The following is a 16,892-nucleotide window of genomic DNA, read 5'->3' on the forward strand; positions in this document are numbered from 1 at the left end:
AAAGTCGGGTTGCAAAACGGTGGGTGCGACATGCACGGGGCCAGTTTCTTTCGGCGCGCCGTATGATCGGTATTGATTCGTCCGACATACATACCTATTCATCCAATGGCCACCGACACGCCGCCGCTGGACCGGCTTTCGTCCCTGCTCGACCGCTTTCGCGTGCGGGCGCACCTGTTCCATGCGGGGCCCTTGTGCGGCGTCACGCATTTCGCGGCGAAAGAAGGGCGCGGATTTCTCCATGTGCTGCGCCGTGGAGAAATGGTCGTCACACATTCGCCACGTGCCGGCGTGTCGCGCAAGGTGGTGGTCAAGGAGCCCAGCCTGCTGCTGTATCCGCGACCGCTGGCGCACGACTTTCACAACGCACCCACCGAAGGCTCGGACTTCGTGTGCGCCACGCTCGACTTCGATGGCGGCAACACGCACCCGCTGGCACGCGCGCTGCCGCCGCTGCTGCTGATGCCGCTGCGCGCGGTCGAAGGGCTCGAGCATTCGCTGGCATTGCTGTTCGCGGAGACCACGCGCGTGCGCTGCGGGCACCGCCTGCTGGCCGACCGGTTGTTCGAAGTGCTGCTGATCCAGTTGCTGCGCTGGATGCTCGACCACCCGGAAGAAAGCGGGCTGCCGGTGGGCCTGCTGACAGGGCTGGGCGACCCGCAACTGGCCCCCGTGCTGGTGGCGCTTCACGAGCGCCCCGGCGAAGCCTGGCCGCTGGAGCAACTGGCCCGCGAGGCGGGCATGTCCCGCAGCGCATTCGCCGCGAGATTCAAGAGCCGGGTGGGCGCCACGCCCGCCGATTACCTGGCCCGATGGCGCATGACCATTGCGCAGGCCGAGCTCAGGAGCGGCGCGTCCGTGAAGGTGATCGCGGACGCGCTAGGCTATGCCAATGCGTCGGCGCTGTCACGCGTGTTCGCGCAGAAGGTCGGTGTGTCGCCGCGCGCGTGGCTTGCCCGGCAAGCGGCGGTCGACGCCGCCGTCGCCAGATAGCCGGCGACAGCGCGCGTCAGCCGATGGTCGCGATCGCCACGCCGGCCGCCACGTAGCCACCCGCCGCGGCGGACATGGCGATGCGCCCTGCACGGTGCGCAACCACCTGCATTTCCATCTTCATCGCCTCCATCACGGCGATGACCGTGCCCTGCGCCACCTCGTCGCCATCGGCGACCTTCCAGCCTTGCAGGGTGCCGGAGACCGGCGCGGCCACGGCAGCGGCATCTGCCACCACCGACGCTTGCGCACCCGGTGCGGCTCCCACGCCGCTCGCCGCCGAAGACAGCCCGCGCAGCAGCTCGGGCGGCAGGCCCAGCGACAGCCGGCGTCCGCCCACTTCGATGGCCGTGCGGTACAGCGTGGTGTCCGGCATCGGCTCGGGCCGCTCGGCGGCGCTCTCGGCGTTCGCAAAGTCGGTCTCGATCCAGCGCGTGTGCACCTTGAAGGCATCTTCCGAAACGAAGTCCGGGTGCGCCATCACCGCGCGGTGAAACGGCAGCACCGTGGCCAGGCCTTCGATGCGGAATTCCTTCAGCGCGCGGCGCGCCCGTGCAATGGCCTGCGCGCGCGTGGCGCCGGTGACGATCAGCTTGGCCATCAGCGAATCGAAAGTGCCCGGCACCACCGAGCCGGCGACAACGCCGGTGTCGACGCGAACACCGGGCCCCGAAGGCGCATCGAACACCTTGACGGGCCCCGGCGAAGGCAGAAAGCCGCGGCCCACGTCTTCGGCGTTGATGCGGAACTCGAAGGCATGGCCGCGCGGCACCGGCGTCTGCGTGATCGACAGCGGCAGGCCGTCGGCAATGCGCAGCTGCTCGATCACGAGGTCGATGCCCGTGGTTTCCTCGGTCACCGGGTGCTCGACCTGCAGCCGCGTGTTGACCTCGAGGAAAGAAATGGCACCGCTCGCGCTGAGCATGAACTCGACCGTGCCGGCACCGGTGTAGCCGGCCGCCGCGCAGATGTCGCGTGCCGACTGGTGAATGCGCTCGCGCTGCGCGTCGCTCAGGAAAGGCGCGGGCGCTTCTTCCACCAGCTTCTGGTTGCGCCGCTGCAGCGAGCAGTCGCGCGTGCCGAGCACCACGACCTGGCCGTGCGTGTCGGCAATCACCTGCGCCTCGACGTGGCGAGGCCGGTCCAGGAACTGCTCGACATAGCACTCGCCGCGGCCGAAAGCCGTGATGGCCTCGCGCACCGCCGACTCGTACAGCCCCGCCACTTCGTCCATGCGCCATGCGACCTTGATGCCGCGGCCGCCACCGCCGAACGCAGCCTTGATGGCCACCGGCAGGCCGTGCTGCTCGGCAAAGGCCAGCACCTCTTCTGCGCTGCTCACCGGGTCGGCCGTGCCCGCGACCAGCGGCGCGCCGACCTGCATCGCGAGCTTGCGGGCCTGCACCTTGTCGCCCAGCCGGGCGATGGCCGCCGGCGACGGGCCGATCCAGACCAGGCCGGCGTCGATGACCGCTTGCGCGAAGGCCGCGCTCTCGGACAGGAAGCCGTAGCCGGGGTGCACCGCGTCGGCGCCGCTGCGCTGGGCCACCGCCAGCAGCTTGCCGATATTCAGGTAGGTGTCGGCCGGGCGATTGCCGTCCAGGCCGTGGGCCTCGTCGGCCATGCGCACGTGCAGCGCGTCCAGATCGGCGTCGGCATACACGGCGACCGATTGCACGCCGTAGTCGGCACAGGCACGCGCGATGCGCACGGTGATTTCGCCACGGTTGGCGATCAGGACTTTTTTCATCGGAAGACTCTCGATCTCAAAGTTCGATGGGGCCAAGGCCAGCCATCGGTTGGAAGCGGACACGGGCGTTCACGGGGATCTGCCCCGCACGGTCCAGGTGGTGGGTGGCGACGGAGGCGATCACCGGGTAGCCGCCGGTCAGCGGGTGGTCGGCCAGGAACAGCACGGGCTGGCCGCTCGGCGGCACCTGTATCGAGCCCCGGGCCGTGCCCTCGCTCGGCAACTCCGACGAATCGGCGCGCACCAGCGGCTGCTCGCCGGCCAGCCGGATGCCGACGCGGTTCGACTGCGGCGTGACCAGCCACGGCTGGCTGCACAGGCGCTCGACCGCATCGTCGGTGAACCAGTCGGTGCGCGGCCCGAGCACGATGTCGAGCACGACTTCTTCCTGCACGGTCGGCAGGCCGGCCGGTGCGGCTTCGGGCGCGCCGACGACCGCGCCGGATGCGACTGCACGCACCGGCAACACGTCGCCCGTGGCGATGGCGGGCGGACCGATGCGGGCCAGCGTGTCGGTCGCGCAGCTGCCGAGCACCGGCGCGATGGCAAAGCCGCCGCGCACGGCCAGGTAGCTGCGAATGCCGGCGACCGGTTCGCCCAGCGTCACGGTGTCGCCATCGGCCAGCGCCACCGGCTGGCAACGCGGCAGCGGCCACTGCGCGCCATCGGCTCGCGTCAACGTGAGCGGGCCATCGGCACCGGTGACGGCGACCACGGCCTCGCCGCGGCAGGTGAACTGGAAACCGCCGTAGGCGATCTCGATGCATGCGGTGTCGGAGGCATTGCCCACCAGGCGATTGGCCGCCTGCAGCGCCCGCTGGTCCATCGCGCCGGACGCCGACACGCCCTGCTTTGCCTGCCCGTGGCGGCCACGGTCTTGCCACAGCGCCTGCAGGCCGGCGGCGCGAACCTCGAAGGCGCTGCTGCCTTCTACAAAAGCGGGCGGCGGCGCCGCGACAACCTGCTCGGCCACGGGCAACGCCGCCCGCGACGCCGTGACATCCACGAAGCGCACCGTATCGCCCGGCTGCAGCAGCGCCGGCGTTTCGCGCGACAGGTCCCACATCGGCGCATCGGTCACGCCGATGATCTGCCAGCCGCCGGGGCTGGCCTGCGGGTACACGCCGCTGAAGCTGCCCGCCAGCCCGACCGCGCCCGCCGGAATGCGGGTGCGCGGCACCGCGCGCCGGGGCACGTTCAGGCTCGGGTGGCCGCCGGCCAGGTAGGCGAAGCCGGGCGCGAAGCCGGTGAAGGCGACCTTGTAGTCGCTGCCCGTGTGGCGGCGCACCACTTCGTCGGGCGTGATGCCGAGCAGGCCGGCCACTTCGGCCAGGTCCTCGCCCGTGTAGCGAACCGGAATTTCGATGCGCTTGTCGACACGCGTCTCGCGCGCGTCGAGCGGGCGCAGCCGCACCTGCCGTGCGAGTTCCGCCGCCGACACCGCCGCGGGACGGAAGGTGATGAGGATGGTGCGCGCGGCCGGCACCAGCTCTTCGATGCCCGCGATGGGCTCGGCCCGCAGCGACGCCAGCAGCGCCAGTGTCTGCGCAAGGTCGTCCAGCTCGACCAGCACCGCATTCAGGTTGACGGAAAGAACGCGCACCGTCATGCGAACGCCACCTGCACGGCGTCCACGAAGGGCTTGATCTTCACGCCGGCCGCCTCGAGCCGCTCGCGCACGCGGCGCGCCATCTCAACAGCACCCGCGCTATCGCCATGCACGCAGACCGAGTCGGCCCGGATGCGCACCACACTGCCGTCGATGGCCGTGACCACGCCGTCGCTGGCCAGCCGCAGCATGCGCTCGGCCACGTCCTGCGCGTCGTGCAGCACGGCACCGGGTTCGCGGCGCGACACCAGCGTGCCCTGCGGCGTGTAGGCGCGGTCGGCAAAGGCCTCGGCCACCGCGCGCAGGCCCTGCGCCTCGGCCCAGCCCAGCAGCGGCGAGCCCGCCAGCGCCACGAGGCACAGGCTGGGGTCGATCTCGCGGATGGCGGCGATGACGTCGCGCGCCTGGCGCTCGTCGTGCGCGATGGTGTTGTACAGCGCACCGTGCGGCTTCACATAGCGCACCTCGGTGCCGGCCGCTGCGGCCAGGCCTTTCAGTGCGCCGATCTGGTAGATCACGTCGGCGCGCAGGTCGGCGCTGTCGACGTCCATGTTGCGGCGGCCGAAGCCGACCAGGTCGCGGTAGGCCACGTGGGCGCCGACCGCGACGCCGCGTTCCCTGGCCTGGCGCAGCGTGCGCAAGATGCCCGCGGGGTCGCCCGCGTGAAAGCCGCAAGCCACGTTGGCGCTGCTCACGATGCCCAGCATGGCGGCGTCGTCGCCCATGCGCCACACGCCGAGGCTCTCGCCGAGGTCACTGTTCAAGTCGATGTTCATCGTTGGTCTCCGGCGTGCTGTTCACGCCCTGGTAGTCAATGCAGGCGGCCGGCGGTTTCGCGCACGTCGTCGCGCACCGCGAGCGCGGTGCGTATCGCCACGCGCAGGGCTTCGACCTGCGCGGCCAATGCCATGCTGGCCACACCGGGCTTGGACGCGGCCTGTTCGGGCAGGTAGGGCACGTGGAGAAAACCGCCGCGTGCCTTCGACTGCACCAGCGCCGGCACGGTCGCCAGGCGGTGCATCAGCGCGTAGAAGATGTGGTTGCACACGAAGGTGCCGGCGGTGTTGGACACCGCCGCCGGCAGCCCCGCCGCGCGCATGTCGCGCACCATGGCCTTGATCGGCAATGTCGAGAAGTAGGCCGCCGGCCCACCCTCGATCACCGCGGTGTCGATGGGCTGGAAGCCGGCGTTGTCGGGAATGCGTGCGTCGTCGATGTTCAGCGCGGCGCGCTCGAGCGAGATTTCGGTGCGCCCGCCGGCCGCGCCGAGGCACAGCACCAGCTGCGGCCGAACGTCGGCCAGCGCCTCGTCGAGCCGCTCGATCGCGCGGCCGAACACGCAGGGCAGTTGCAGCGCCCGCACCGTGGCGCCTTCGCAGGTCCAGCCGTCGAGCGAGCGCGCAATTTCCCACGCGGGGTTGACGGGGTCGTTCTCGAAGGGCTCGAAGCCCGCGACCAGCACGCGCAGGGCTTCGCCTTCCGGGGTCTTGCTGCGCGTGGCCATCAACGGAACATCAGGAAGTACAGCAGGAAGATGTTGACCACCAGCAGCGCTGCCGCGGTCGGTATCTGCACCTTGATCACCGCGTTCTTGTCGGGCAGCTCCAGCAGCGCCGCGGGCACGATGTTGAAGTTGGCCGCCATGGGCGTCATGAGCGTGCCGCAGTAGCCCGAGAACATGCCGATGGCCGCCATTACCGCCGGGTCGCCGTGGTACACGCCCACCAGCACCGGCACGCCGACACCGCCCGTCATGACCGGGAAGGCCGCGAAGCCGTTGCCCATGATGATGGTGAACAGCGCCATGCCCAGCACGTACACCACCACGGCGACGAAGCGGATGTCCATGTTGATGTAGCTGGTGGTGATGTACGCCACCGCCTTGCCCACGCCGGCGTCGGAGAACACCAGGCCCAGCATGCCGAGCATCTGCGGCAGCACCACGGCCCAGCCCAGCGCGTCGGTCAGGCGGCGCGACTCGCGCATGCCCTGCACCGGTGTCTCGCGCGTCAGCCAGCAGGCCAGCGCCAGCGCCACCACGCAGCCCACGCCCAGGCTCACCAGCGTGGTGTTCTTGGGGTCGAGCAGGAAGGCGTCGCCGATCTTGACCTTGCTCATCAGCACGGTGCCGATCACGGTGACCAGCGGAATCGCCAGGGCCGGCATGAACAGCTTGTTGCCCAGGCGCGTGGCGCTGGCCTGGTATTGCTCGGGCGTGGGCTCGCGGTGCTTGCCCGCACCCACGCCGCGCATGCCTGCGATGACGGCCATGGCGATGGCGCCGACGCCGACCCATGCGGGCGGCAGCTTGTCGCCGACCAGGAACACCATCGAATAGAGCGCCCAGAACAGGCCGCTGGTGTAGCGCTTGGGATGCTTGGTGTCGGTCAGCGTCATGATCGCCGTGATGGCGAGGATGAGGCCGACCAGGATGTAGAGGTGCTGGATCGAGAGAATCATGATGCTCAGCGTCCTTCCTTGGCGGGCACGGCGACCGGCAGCTCGGCCGTGCCGGCGGCACCGCCCAGTTCACGCGCCAGCGCCTGGTCGAGCCGGCGCAGGCGCCACGCATGGATGATGAAAGCGGCAATGGCCGTGGGAATGCCCCACATCGCGATGTGCAGCGGCTCCACGTCGATGCCGGCCTCGTGCAGGAAGGTGGTCATCAGCACGATGGCGCCGAAGGCCACGAAGATGTCTTCGCCGAAGAACAGGCCCACGTTGTCGGTGGCCGCGGCGTAGGCGCGCAGCTTGTGGCGGATGCGGTCGGGCAGCTTGCCGTAGCGGGTTTCGGTGGCGCCTTCGGCCATGGGCGCGAGCAGCGGACGCACCATCTGCGGATGGCCGCCCAGGCTGGTCAGGCCCATGGCCGCAGTGAGTTCGCGCGCGGCCAGGTAGACGATCAGCAGGCGGCCGGCGGTGGCCGACTTGATGCGGCTGATCCAGTTCTGCGCATGCTGGCGCAGGCCGTGCCGCTCGAGCAGCCCGATCACCGCGAGCGGCAGAAGAATGATCAGCGGCAGGTTGCGCGTCTTGATGAACCCGGTGCCTATGGCCGTGAGCACCGCCATCGGGCCGAAGCCGGCGGCAAACGCCGTGACGATGGCCGTGACGATCACCACCAGCATCGGATTGAAGCGCAGGATGAACCCCGCAATGATCACGGCCACGCCAATCAGCGGCCACAGAGGAATATCAGGAGTCATGTTGGTCTTTCGTTTGAACTCGGAAGCACCCTGGGCGAGTGCGCTGGTGAGTCGATTGATGCAAACCCCGTGCCAATGAATGAGCAATTCATTTCTTATGAATCAGTCATTTCAAACAAGTTGTTGAACAATTTTGTGCAGTGTGCCCAACAACAGTGCCACCGCACCCCCGTGAAAACCCTGAAAAATGCATTCTTTGGTGCACATGCCGCAGCGCCTGCCTGGCGGCTTGGCACAGGGAAAATCTGCTACAAAGCAGGCACGCCGCGCCCTTCTCCCCCTTTGGGACGGTGTCGCCCGGCCCGCACGGCCGGTGAGCGCGAGGCATCCACGCCCCCCCTTTTTCCATCCCACCCGGCATGAACCGACAGGCCTCTCCCACCTCCCCAGCCTCGCCGGCCGCCGGCGCGCAGACCCTGAACGACCGGGTGGCCGAGCGCATTCGCCAGAAGATCGTGAAGGGCGAGTTCTCGCCGGGGCAGCGGCTGTCCGAAGCCGCGCTGGCCGACAGCCTCGAAATTTCGCGCAACACCCTGCGCGAGGTGTTCCGCACGCTGACCAAGGAAGGGCTGCTCAAGCACGCGCCCAACCGGGGCGTGTTCGTGGCGGTGCCGAGCATCGCGTCGATCATCGACATCTACCGGGTGCGGCGCCTCATCGAATGCCAGGCGCTGGCGCAGGCCTACCCGCGCCACCCCGCCAAGAAGCACATGCGCGATGCGGTCGAGATGGCGCTGAGGTGCCGCGACGCCGGCGACTGGCTGGGCGTGGGCACGGCCAACATGGAGTTCCACATGGCCATCGTGGAGCTGGCCGACAGCGAGCGGCTGAACATCCTGTTCGCCCACATCCTGGTCGAGCTGCGGCTGGCCTTCGGCCTGCTGAAAGACCCGGAGTTCCTGCACGCGCCCTACGTGGACATGAACACCAAGCTGCTCGAGCTCATCGAGGCCGGCAAGTTCGCCGAGGGCGCGGTGGCGCTGAACGACTACCTCATCCACTCGGAGCGCATCGTGCTCGCGGTCTACGCACGGCAGATGCCCGAAGGCGGCATCGACAACTAGGCTCGCCCCCAGGCCGGGTCAGGCCGCTGCGTCCAGCTCCAGCTTCATGCCCTCGTGCGTGGCCTCGAAGCCAAGGCGCTCGTAGAAGCGGTGCGCGGCGGTGCGGCGCTTGTCGGTGGTGAGCTGCACCAGCCGGCAGCCCGCGGCACGGGCCAACTCGATGGCGAAGGCGAACATGCGCTCGCCGATGTCCTGCCCGCGGTGGGCCGACGCCACGCGCACGCCTTCTATCTGCGCCCGCAACGCACCCTGCCGGGCCAGCCCCGGAATGAACACGAGCTGCAGGCAGCCCACCACCTCCTGCCCCAGCACCGCGACCAGCACCTGGTTGCCGCCCTGCGCCTGCATCTGCCGCCAGGCGTTTTCGTAGATGGAAAGATCGGCCGCGTGTTCGCGCGATGCGCCCAGCACGTCGTCGGCCAGCATGGCCGCGATGGCGGGCAGGTCCGCCAATGCGGCGGTGCGTAGGTGCAGGGGTGGGTTCGTCGTCGTCGTCATCGTCGTTGCTTGCATGCCTGGGTTGAACTGAAATAATGACCGGCCCTGCAATGCCTTGCCGCCGGATGCGCCATGACCCTGTCCGCCTACCTGCTGTTCCTGCCCGCCTGCTTCGCCATCAACATGGCGTTCGGCCCCAACAACCTGCTGTCGGTGACCAACGGGGCGCGCCACGGCGTGTCGCCGGCCGTCATCGCGGCCAGCGGGCGGCTCGTGGCCTTTGCCCTCATGATCGCCATCGCGGGGCTGGGCATGGGCGCGGTGCTGGTGGCTTCGGAGCTGGCCTTCGACATCATCAAGTACATCGGCGCCGCGTACCTGGTGTGGATCGGCGTGCGCCTGCTGCGCGCTCCGGCGCCCACGGCCGAAGTGCAGGCGCGCGATGCGTCGGCGCCGCCGTCGATGCGCGCGCTGGTGCGCCAGGAGTTCACCGTGGCGGCCGGCAACCCGAAAGCCATCCTGGTGTTCACCGCCTTCTTTCCGCAGTTCGTGGTGCCCGGCGCCTATGCGTCGAGCTACGTGCTGCTGGGCGTGACCTTCCTGGTGTTCGAGCTGGTCGCGATCGCGCTCTACGCGCTGCTCGGCGCGCGCATGCGCCGGCTGGCCAACGGCAGCCGCGCGATGCGCTGGTTCAACCGGATCAGCGGCAGCATGATGGTCGGCTTCGGGCTGATCCTGGCCTTCACGCGCCGGCCGGCGGCCTGAGGCGCTTCAAGCCACGCGGGTGGCCATGGCACCCGGGCATCGCATCGGCGCCTAGCACTCGACGATGTTCACGGCCAGGCCGCCGCGCGAGGTTTCCTTGTACTTGGTCTTCATGTCCGCACCGGTCTGCATCATGGTGCGGATGACCTTGTCCAGCGAGACGAAGTGAGAGCCGTCGCCGCGCAAGGCCATGCGCGCGGCATTGATGGCCTTCACGGCCCCCATCGCGTTGCGCTCGATGCACGGGATCTGCACCAGCCCGCTGATCGGGTCGCAGGTCATGCCCAGGTTGTGCTCCATGCCGATCTCGGCCGCATTCTCGATCTGCCCGGGCGTGCCGCCCATCACCGCGGCGAACGCGCCCGCCGCCATCGAGCAGGCCACGCCGACTTCGCCCTGGCACCCCACCTCGGCACCCGAGAGCGAGCCGTTCTTCTTGTAGATGATGCCGATGGCCGCCGCAGTGAGCAGAAACTCCACCACCGCATCGTCGCCCGCGCCGGGAAAGAAGCGCTGGTGGTAGTGCAGCACCGCCGGAATCACGCCCGCCGCGCCGTTGGTGGGTGCGGTGACCACGCGCCCGCCGACCGCGTTTTCTTCGTTGACGGCAATCGCGTACAGGTTGACCCAGTCCATCGCCGCGAGCGGATCGGGCGCGGCGCCGGGCGTGTTGCCCTGGAGCTGCCGGAACAGGTCGGCCGCGCGCCGCCGCACCTGCATGCGACCGGGCAAGGTGCCGGTGCTCGCGCAACCGCGCCGCACGGCGCCGGCCATGGTCTCCCACACGCGCAGCAGTTGCGCCCGCACTTCGGGCTGCGGGCGCCATTGCGTTTCGTTGTCCATCATCAGCGCGGCAATCGATTTGCCGTGCCCCTTGCATTGCGCCAGCAGGTCCGCGCCGGTTTCGAAGGCAAAGGGCAGCGCGGCGGGAGGCGGGCGCTGCACGCCCTCTTCGTTGCGCACGCCGGCACCTTCCGCGTCGACCACGAAGCCGCCGCCCACGGAAAAATAGTCGGCCTCGGCCAGCGGCAATCCCTGCGCGTCGAGCGCGATGAAGCGCATGCCGTTCGGGTGGTACGGCAGGCTCTTGCGCATGAAGAGCAGGTGCTCTTTTTCGTCGAAGGCCACGGCATGCACGCCGAGCAGGCGCAGGCGCCGCTCCTGGCGGATGGCCGCGACGGCGGGCTCGATGGCGTCGGGATCGATCAGGTCCGGCCGATGGCCTTCGAGCCCGAGCAGCACCGCGCGGTCCGTTCCATGGCCGCGGCCGGTGGCGCTGAGCGAGCCGTACAGCTGCGTCACCAGCGCGGTCACCTTGGGCAGCAGGCCTTGCGATTGCAGCAGGCAGGCGAACTGCCGGGCCGCGATCATCGGCCCGACCGTGTGCGAGCTCGACGGCCCGATGCCGATCTTGAAAAGATCGAAGGCGCTGACGGGCGTGGACATCGACCGTCCCGACTGTGCCTTCGTGACGTCGCTCACCGCGCCTTCACCGCCAGGTTCCACAGGGCCACGAGCTGTTCGTACTCGGCCGAGGCCGCTTCCTGGTCGAGCGGGAAGATCTTGATGGCGCTCAGGTCAGGCAGCGAGGTGAGCTTGGACACGGCGATGTCGCTGCGCACCGGACGGCGGAAGTTCTTCACCAGCAGCTCCTGCTGCGTTTCCTTGCTCAGCAGGCCGTTGTACAGCGCGACGGCGGCGTCCATGTTCTTCGCGCCCTTCACGATGAACATGCCTTCGGGCGCCAGGTAGCTGCCCTCGGTGGGGTAGACCAGCTTGATCTCTTTCTGCCCGCCCGCCACGTACTCCTGCGCCGCGTACTCGATGGTCAGACCCACCGGATATTCGCCGGCGGCCACGCCCTTGTAGGTGCTGCCCGAAGACGCGGTAATGACCGCATTGGCCGCCAGCTTGGCCAGGCCGTCGCGGCCGAACTGCTTGAGCAGGCCGTACACCAGCATATAGGCCGTGGCACTCTTGCTCGGATCGGTGATGGCGAACTTGCCCTTCCACTCGGGGCGCATCAGGTCCGACCACGTCTTGGGCGCGGCCATGCCCTTGAGCTGGCGCTCGTTGACCATCATCACCATCACGTGCACGTTGGTGCCCACCCACAGGTCGTTCGGTCCGCGGAAGGCGGCGGGCACGGCCGCCAGGTCGGGCGACTTGTAGGGCGCCATCTGGTCCTTGTAGGCGCCCAGCGTGCCGAAGCCGCCGCTCCACAGCACGTCGCCGCGCGGGCTCTTGGCTTCGGCCTGGATGCGCTTCATCAGCGTGCCGGTGCCGCCCGTGACCTGCTGCACCGTGAGCCCGGGCGCCTTCTTCTTGACCACCGCCAGCGCGGTCTCGACGGTTTCCGTGTTGTTGGACGAATAGAGCACCACCGTCTGCGCGCCGGCAACGCCCGCCATGAGGGCCAGGGTCGCGGCCGCGTATTTCGCCAGGGACTTGAAGGACATGAAAACCTCGCAGGTTGAAGTTGGTTATTTGCTGGAGAAGAGATTGATGCGGAACACCTTGATCGACACGACGATGGGCAGCAGGATCACGCTGACCAGCGCCGCGCCGTAGGCCGATGCAAGCCCCAGGCGGCCGCCGTCGACCTGGCGGAAGATGGCGATGGGCATGGTTTCCAGCCCGCCCGTGTACACCACGATGGACGCGGACAGCTCCGAGATGGTGGTCACCCACATCAGGATGGCGGCCGAGATGATCGAGGCCTTCATGGCCGGCAGCAGCACCTTGAAGAAGGTCTTCAGCGGCGACACGCCCAGGCTGATCGACGCCTCCTCGATGGAGTCCGAGATGTTGAACAGCGTCGACGACGCGTTGCGCACCGCAAAGGGCAGGCGTCGCACCGTGTAGCACAGCACCATGATTCCCGACGTGCCCGCCAGCACCAGCCAGCCGGTGTTGAAGGTCTGCACCAGCGCAATGCCCAGCACCGTGCCCGAGATGGTGAGCGGCAGCACCACGATGTAGTCGAGCAGTTGCGTGAAGGGGTTGCGCTTCTTGATCGTCAGGTAGCTCACCAGCACCGCGAAGGCCACGCCCACCACGGTGGCCATCGAGGCGAACTTCAATGAATTGAAGATCGGCTCGGGCGCGCCGCGCAGCGCGCGCTCCAGGCTCGACAGCGACCACTGGCCCCAGCGCATCACGGGCCCGCTGGTCTCGGTGAAGGCGCCCACGAAGACGATCAGCAGCGGCAGCATCGACAGCACGATGATCACGCCCACGCTGAGCGTGTAGAGCACCGCCGCGCCCGAGCGCACGCGCACCACGGCTGGCGCGCGGCCCTGCGTCATCGTGTAGATCTTGCGTTCGACCACACGCTTCTGAAAGAACAGCACGATGGCCACGATGCCGATGGACACCACCGACATCGCGCTTTGCAGCGTCGGGCTGCCGCCCATCTCGCCGACGAAGGCGTTGTACGTCATGACCGACAGCAGCGGCACGCTGTTGCCCAGCACCACCGACAGCGCGAAGTTGCCCACCACCAGCGTGAACACCACCAGCGCATTGACCAGCACCGCGGGCAGGATCACCGGCACCAGCACGCGCAGCTTGGTGACCAGCGGCGAAGTGCCCAGGCTCAGGCCGGCTTCTTCGAGCTGGCCGTCGAAGCCGCGCAACGCGGCCAGCACACCCAGGTAGATGTAGGTGTAGTAGACCAAGGTCATGGAAAAGACCATGCCCGTCCAGCCGTAGAAGGTCGGCAGCTCGATGCCCACGCCCGCCAGCAGGTTGGTCACCAGCCCGTTGTTGCCGAGCAGCAGCAGCCACGACTGGCCGACGATGATCTCGGGGATCACGATGGTCATGATCGGCAGCACCGCCACCAGGTTCTTCAGCGGAAAGTCGTAGCGCGCCACCATGTAGGCGAAGGGCACGCCCACGGCCACCGTGCAGGCCGTGACCGCCACGCCGAGCACCAGCGTGTTGCGAAACGCCAGCAGGTATTCACTGTCGCGCAGCAGCGTGATGAAGCCCGACAGCGAGAACGCGCCCGACTCGTCGCGCACGCTGTTGACGAACAGCGTGCCCAATGGATAGAACACGAAGAACAGGAGCAGCACAAGGCTGAGCAGGGTCAAAAAACCCCAGGGCCACCAGTTGATTTTCATGGCGCGCATGTCCTGCTCAGGCGCCGACGATGCGGCTGTCGGCGGGCACCAGCACTTGCACCGCGTCGCCGGCCTGGAAGTCGGCCACCATGTTGCCGGCATGCAGCTCGACACGGATCTCGGAGTTGTCGTGCAGCCGGATGCGGTAGGCGGTCTTGAAGCCCAGGTACTGGCGCCTCAGCACTTCGCCCGCGATGGCGTTCGGCACATGCGGCGCCGGCGCCATCAACGACAACGCCTCGGGGCGCGCAATGAGAATGCCCTGCGCGCCCAGCGTGGCGCTGCCCTGCATGCCGTCGAGCTGCTGGCCGCACAGCTGGTAGCGCACATGCGGCGGAGCACCGCCGGCGGACCCGGCCGGCGCGGTGCCCACGCGTTCGGCCGGCACCGGGATCACGTTGGCCGAGCCGATGAAGTCGGCCACGTAGGCATTGACCGGCGTGCCGTACAGCTCTTCGGGCGTGCCCAGCTGCGCGATGCTGCCGCGGTCCATGATGGCGATGCGGTCCGACATGGCCAGTGCTTCTTCCTGGTCGTGCGTGACGAACACGGTGGTAATGCCGGCCTCGCGCACCAGGTCGAGAATCACGTCTCGCATCTGCAGGCGCATCTTGGCGTCGAGGTTCGACAGCGGCTCGTCCATCAGCAGCACGCGCGGGCGAATCACCAGCGCGCGGGCCAGCGCCACGCGCTGCCGCTGGCCGCCGCTCATCTGCGCCGGGTAGCGGTCGGCCAGCGCCAGCAGGCTCACCTTGTCCAGCGCCTCGTTGACGCGCCGGGCAATTTCGGCCTTGGGCACCTTGCGCGCGCGCAGCCCGTAGGCCACGTTGTCGAAGGCCGTCTTGTCGGGGAACAGCGCGTAGTCCTGGAACACCATGCCGATGTCGCGGTGGTGCGTGGATACGCGCGTCACGTCGTCCTTGTCGAAAAGAATGCGGCCGCCGTCGGGATCGTTGAAGCCGGCAATGCAGCGCAGCAGCGTGGTCTTGCCGCAGCCGCTGGGGCCCAGCAGGGTATAGAAGGCGCCATCGGGCACATGCAGCGACAGGTTCTGCAGCACCGTCTGGTTGGCGAACTGCTTCACGACGTTGTCGATGGTGATGGAAGCCATGTCTCTTGTTCAGGGTGGAAAGAAGAAGCGCGATGCTAGGTGCGGCCCCCGCGTGCCACCAGCCGTTTTTTTTAAGGCTGCCTGTTAGTTTTTCTGCAGGCTTCCCGGTCTACGATGCCCGCCGGCCTCCCGAACGAAGGCGGCAAGCAACCGAACACATAAAAACGCATGAGGAAGACAAGCCTGTTCGCCAAGGTACGCATGTGGTGACCCGACGCCTCCCCCCTTTGAAAGCGCTGCGCGCCTTCGAAGCGGCGGCGCGCCATGCCAACTTCACCGCGGCCGCCGACGAACTCAGCATCACCCACAGCGCAGTCAGCCAGCAGATCCGCCTGCTGGAGGACTACCTGGGGCAGCCGCTCTTTGCGCGCGAGGCGCGCGGCGCGACGCTGCTGCCGCATGCGCGCGACTACTTCGCCGAAGTGCAGGCCAGCCTGGACCGCATCGCCAGCGCCACGGCGGCGCTGAAGTCGCCCAACCAGCGCACCAGCCTGCGGGTGTGCACCACGCCTTCGCTGGCCATGAAGTGGCTCATTCCGCGGCTGGCCGGGTTCCAGGCGCTCGCGCCGCTGGCCGACGTGCAGCTGTCGACGCTGGGCCGGCAGTTCTTCGGCCAGGCCGAGGCCAGCAGCGACGTGCTGGTGCGCCGCATGCCCATGCAGCGCCCCGACCACACCTGCGTGCGCTGCCTGGACGACCACCTGGTGGCCGTGGCGTCGCCGCGCTTCATCGAGCGCCATCGCATTGCCAGCATTGCCGACTGCCTGGGGCACCCGCTGCTGCAGGCCACCGGCGGGCTGGAGAACTGGCCGCGCTGGTTCGAGCTGGCCGGCGTGCGCGTGCCGCCCCAGTTGCCGGGCCCCGTGTTCGACCACCAGTTTCTCTGCATGCAGGCCGCCATGAACGACCTGGGCCTGGCCCTGGCGCCCTGGTGCCTGCTCGAAGAAGACATCCGCGCCGACCGGCTGCGCCTTGTGTTCCCCGAGCCCCGCCTGACGGCCTCGGGCGTGTACGCGCTGTACCGCACCGAAGGCCCGGTGGCCGCGCTGGCGCGGCAGTTCGTCGACTGGCTCGGCACGCAGCACTGGACCGCGGGAAGCAACCCATGAACCACACACCCGGGCACCGCCCACCCACCTTGCGGCTTTCGGATTTCCGGCTGATCGCCTTCGACATGGACTCGACGCTGATCGACATCGAGACGGTCGACGAAATCGCCGACATCGCGGGCTGCGGCCCCGAGGTCGCGGCCATCACCGACGCCACGATGCGCGGCGAGATCGCCGACTACAAGGAAAGCCTGCGCCGGCGCGTGGCCCTGTTGCGCGGCGTGCCGCTGTCCGCGCTGCAGGCCGTGTACGACCAGCGCCTGCACCTGAACCCCGGCGCCGAAACGCTGATCGACGCCTGCAAGCGCGCCGGCTTGCGGGTCGTGCTGCTGAGCGGCGGCTTCACGTTCTTCACCGACCGCCTGCGGGACAGGTTGAAGCTGGACGACACCCGCTCCAACGTGCTCGAAATCGAAGACGGCCGCCTGACCGGGCGCATGCTGGCCCAGCCATGGGGCGACATCTGCGACGGCGATGCCAAGAAAGACAAGCTGCTCGAATGCTGCCGCGCGATGGACATTTCGCCGGCCCAGGCGATTGCCGTGGGCGACGGTGCCAACGACCTGCCGATGATGCGGGCGGCCGGGCTGTCGGTGGCCTACCACGCCAAGCCCAGGGTGCGCGAGGAAGCCATGGTGGCCATCGACGAAGGCGGGCTCGACCGGTTGCTCGACCTGCTCGACGGCTTGCCCGCCGGCCCGCGCACCGGCGCCTGAA

General features: G+C 68.5%; 16 protein-coding genes. 5 read left to right on the top strand and 11 right to left on the bottom strand.

The genetic code is table 11. The annotated features are described in order from the left end of the window. Positions 1-105: 105 nt before the first annotated feature. Complete coding sequence (locus DBV14_RS28670; protein ID WP_124464564.1) at positions 106-993, top strand: AraC family transcriptional regulator; 888 nt, start codon at positions 106-108, stop codon at positions 991-993. 16 nt (positions 994-1,009) lie between these two features. Here the strand turns inward: DBV14_RS28670 and DBV14_RS28675 are convergent, their stop codons facing one another. Genes DBV14_RS28675 through DBV14_RS28700 form a run of 6 tightly spaced genes read right to left on the bottom strand, consistent with a single transcriptional unit; the run spans position 1,010 to position 7,558 of the window. Next, complete coding sequence (locus tag DBV14_RS28675; protein WP_124464566.1) at positions 1,010-2,743, bottom strand: biotin carboxylase N-terminal domain-containing protein; 1,734 nt, start codon at positions 2,741-2,743, stop codon at positions 1,010-1,012. 16 nt (positions 2,744-2,759) lie between these two features. Further along, the gene (locus tag DBV14_RS28680) at positions 2,760-4,346 is read right to left on the bottom strand and encodes an urea amidolyase family protein (RefSeq protein ID WP_124464633.1); all 1,587 of its coding nucleotides are present in this window, start codon (positions 4,344-4,346) and stop codon (positions 2,760-2,762) included. A 2-nt stretch (positions 4,347-4,348) separates the two neighbouring features. Further along, the gene (locus DBV14_RS28685; protein ID WP_124464568.1) at positions 4,349-5,128 is read right to left on the bottom strand and encodes a LamB/YcsF family protein; all 780 of its coding nucleotides are present in this window, start codon (positions 5,126-5,128) and stop codon (positions 4,349-4,351) included. A gap of 35 nt (positions 5,129-5,163) precedes the next feature. Continuing rightward, positions 5,164-5,856, bottom strand: coding sequence for a pyroglutamyl-peptidase I (gene pcp / locus DBV14_RS28690; protein ID WP_124464569.1), 693 nt, complete (start codon positions 5,854-5,856; stop codon positions 5,164-5,166). Then, the gene (locus DBV14_RS28695) at positions 5,856-6,812 is read right to left on the bottom strand and encodes a DUF979 domain-containing protein (protein ID WP_124464570.1); all 957 of its coding nucleotides are present in this window, start codon (positions 6,810-6,812) and stop codon (positions 5,856-5,858) included. Before DBV14_RS28695 ends, pcp begins: the two co-directional genes overlap by 1 nt. 5 nt (positions 6,813-6,817) lie before the next feature. Continuing rightward, a complete protein-coding gene (locus tag DBV14_RS28700) occupies positions 6,818-7,558 on the bottom strand; it encodes a DUF969 domain-containing protein (protein WP_124464571.1) in 741 nt (246 codons plus the stop codon). Positions 7,559-7,917: 359 nt separating this feature from the next. Between DBV14_RS28700 and DBV14_RS28705 the strand changes: the two genes are divergently transcribed. Continuing rightward, the gene (locus DBV14_RS28705) at positions 7,918-8,622 is read left to right on the top strand and encodes a GntR family transcriptional regulator (RefSeq protein ID WP_260397261.1); all 705 of its coding nucleotides are present in this window, start codon (positions 7,918-7,920) and stop codon (positions 8,620-8,622) included. An 18-nt stretch (positions 8,623-8,640) separates the two neighbouring features. Here DBV14_RS28705 and DBV14_RS28710 read toward each other — a convergent pair whose 3' ends face one another. Then, positions 8,641-9,120: a GNAT family N-acetyltransferase gene (locus DBV14_RS28710; RefSeq protein WP_124464573.1), complete on the bottom strand. Its 480-nt coding sequence runs from the start codon at positions 9,118-9,120 to the stop codon at positions 8,641-8,643. A 72-nt stretch (positions 9,121-9,192) separates the two neighbouring features. On the opposite strand from DBV14_RS28710, the gene DBV14_RS28715 reads away from it, so the two are divergent. Next, the gene (locus tag DBV14_RS28715; RefSeq protein ID WP_124464575.1) at positions 9,193-9,825 is read left to right on the top strand and encodes a LysE family translocator; all 633 of its coding nucleotides are present in this window, start codon (positions 9,193-9,195) and stop codon (positions 9,823-9,825) included. Positions 9,826-9,876: 51 nt separating this feature from the next. Here DBV14_RS28715 and DBV14_RS28720 read toward each other — a convergent pair whose 3' ends face one another. From DBV14_RS28720 to DBV14_RS28735, 4 genes are read right to left on the bottom strand one after another with little or no spacing between them, the layout of a single operon-like run. Then, positions 9,877-11,271, bottom strand: a complete 1,395-nt coding sequence (locus DBV14_RS28720) for an L-serine ammonia-lyase (RefSeq protein WP_124464577.1) — start codon at positions 11,269-11,271, stop codon at positions 9,877-9,879. Positions 11,272-11,303: 32 nt separating this feature from the next. Continuing rightward, positions 11,304-12,284, bottom strand: coding sequence for an ABC transporter substrate-binding protein (locus tag DBV14_RS28725; RefSeq protein WP_124464579.1), 981 nt, complete (start codon positions 12,282-12,284; stop codon positions 11,304-11,306). A gap of 24 nt (positions 12,285-12,308) precedes the next feature. Further along, on the bottom strand, positions 12,309-13,955 hold the full coding sequence (locus DBV14_RS28730; protein ID WP_124464581.1) for an iron ABC transporter permease: 1,647 nt from the start codon (positions 13,953-13,955) through the stop codon (positions 12,309-12,311). Between the two features lie 16 nt (positions 13,956-13,971). Further along, on the bottom strand, positions 13,972-15,066 hold the full coding sequence (locus DBV14_RS28735; protein WP_124464583.1) for an ABC transporter ATP-binding protein: 1,095 nt from the start codon (positions 15,064-15,066) through the stop codon (positions 13,972-13,974). 227 nt (positions 15,067-15,293) lie between these two features. Between DBV14_RS28735 and DBV14_RS28740 the strand changes: the two genes are divergently transcribed. Continuing rightward, on the top strand, positions 15,294-16,175 hold the full coding sequence (locus tag DBV14_RS28740; RefSeq protein ID WP_260397262.1) for a LysR substrate-binding domain-containing protein: 882 nt from the start codon (positions 15,294-15,296) through the stop codon (positions 16,173-16,175). Beyond that, entirely contained in the window at positions 16,172-16,891 is a 720-nt protein-coding gene (serB, locus tag DBV14_RS28745; RefSeq protein ID WP_124464586.1) for a phosphoserine phosphatase SerB, read from the top strand. Before DBV14_RS28740 ends, serB begins: the two co-directional genes overlap by 4 nt. Position 16,892 lies beyond the last annotated feature (1 nt).

The organism is Variovorax sp. KBW07 (assembly GCF_003852515.1).
In the GTDB taxonomy this organism is placed as follows: domain Bacteria; phylum Pseudomonadota; class Gammaproteobacteria; order Burkholderiales; family Burkholderiaceae_C; genus Variovorax.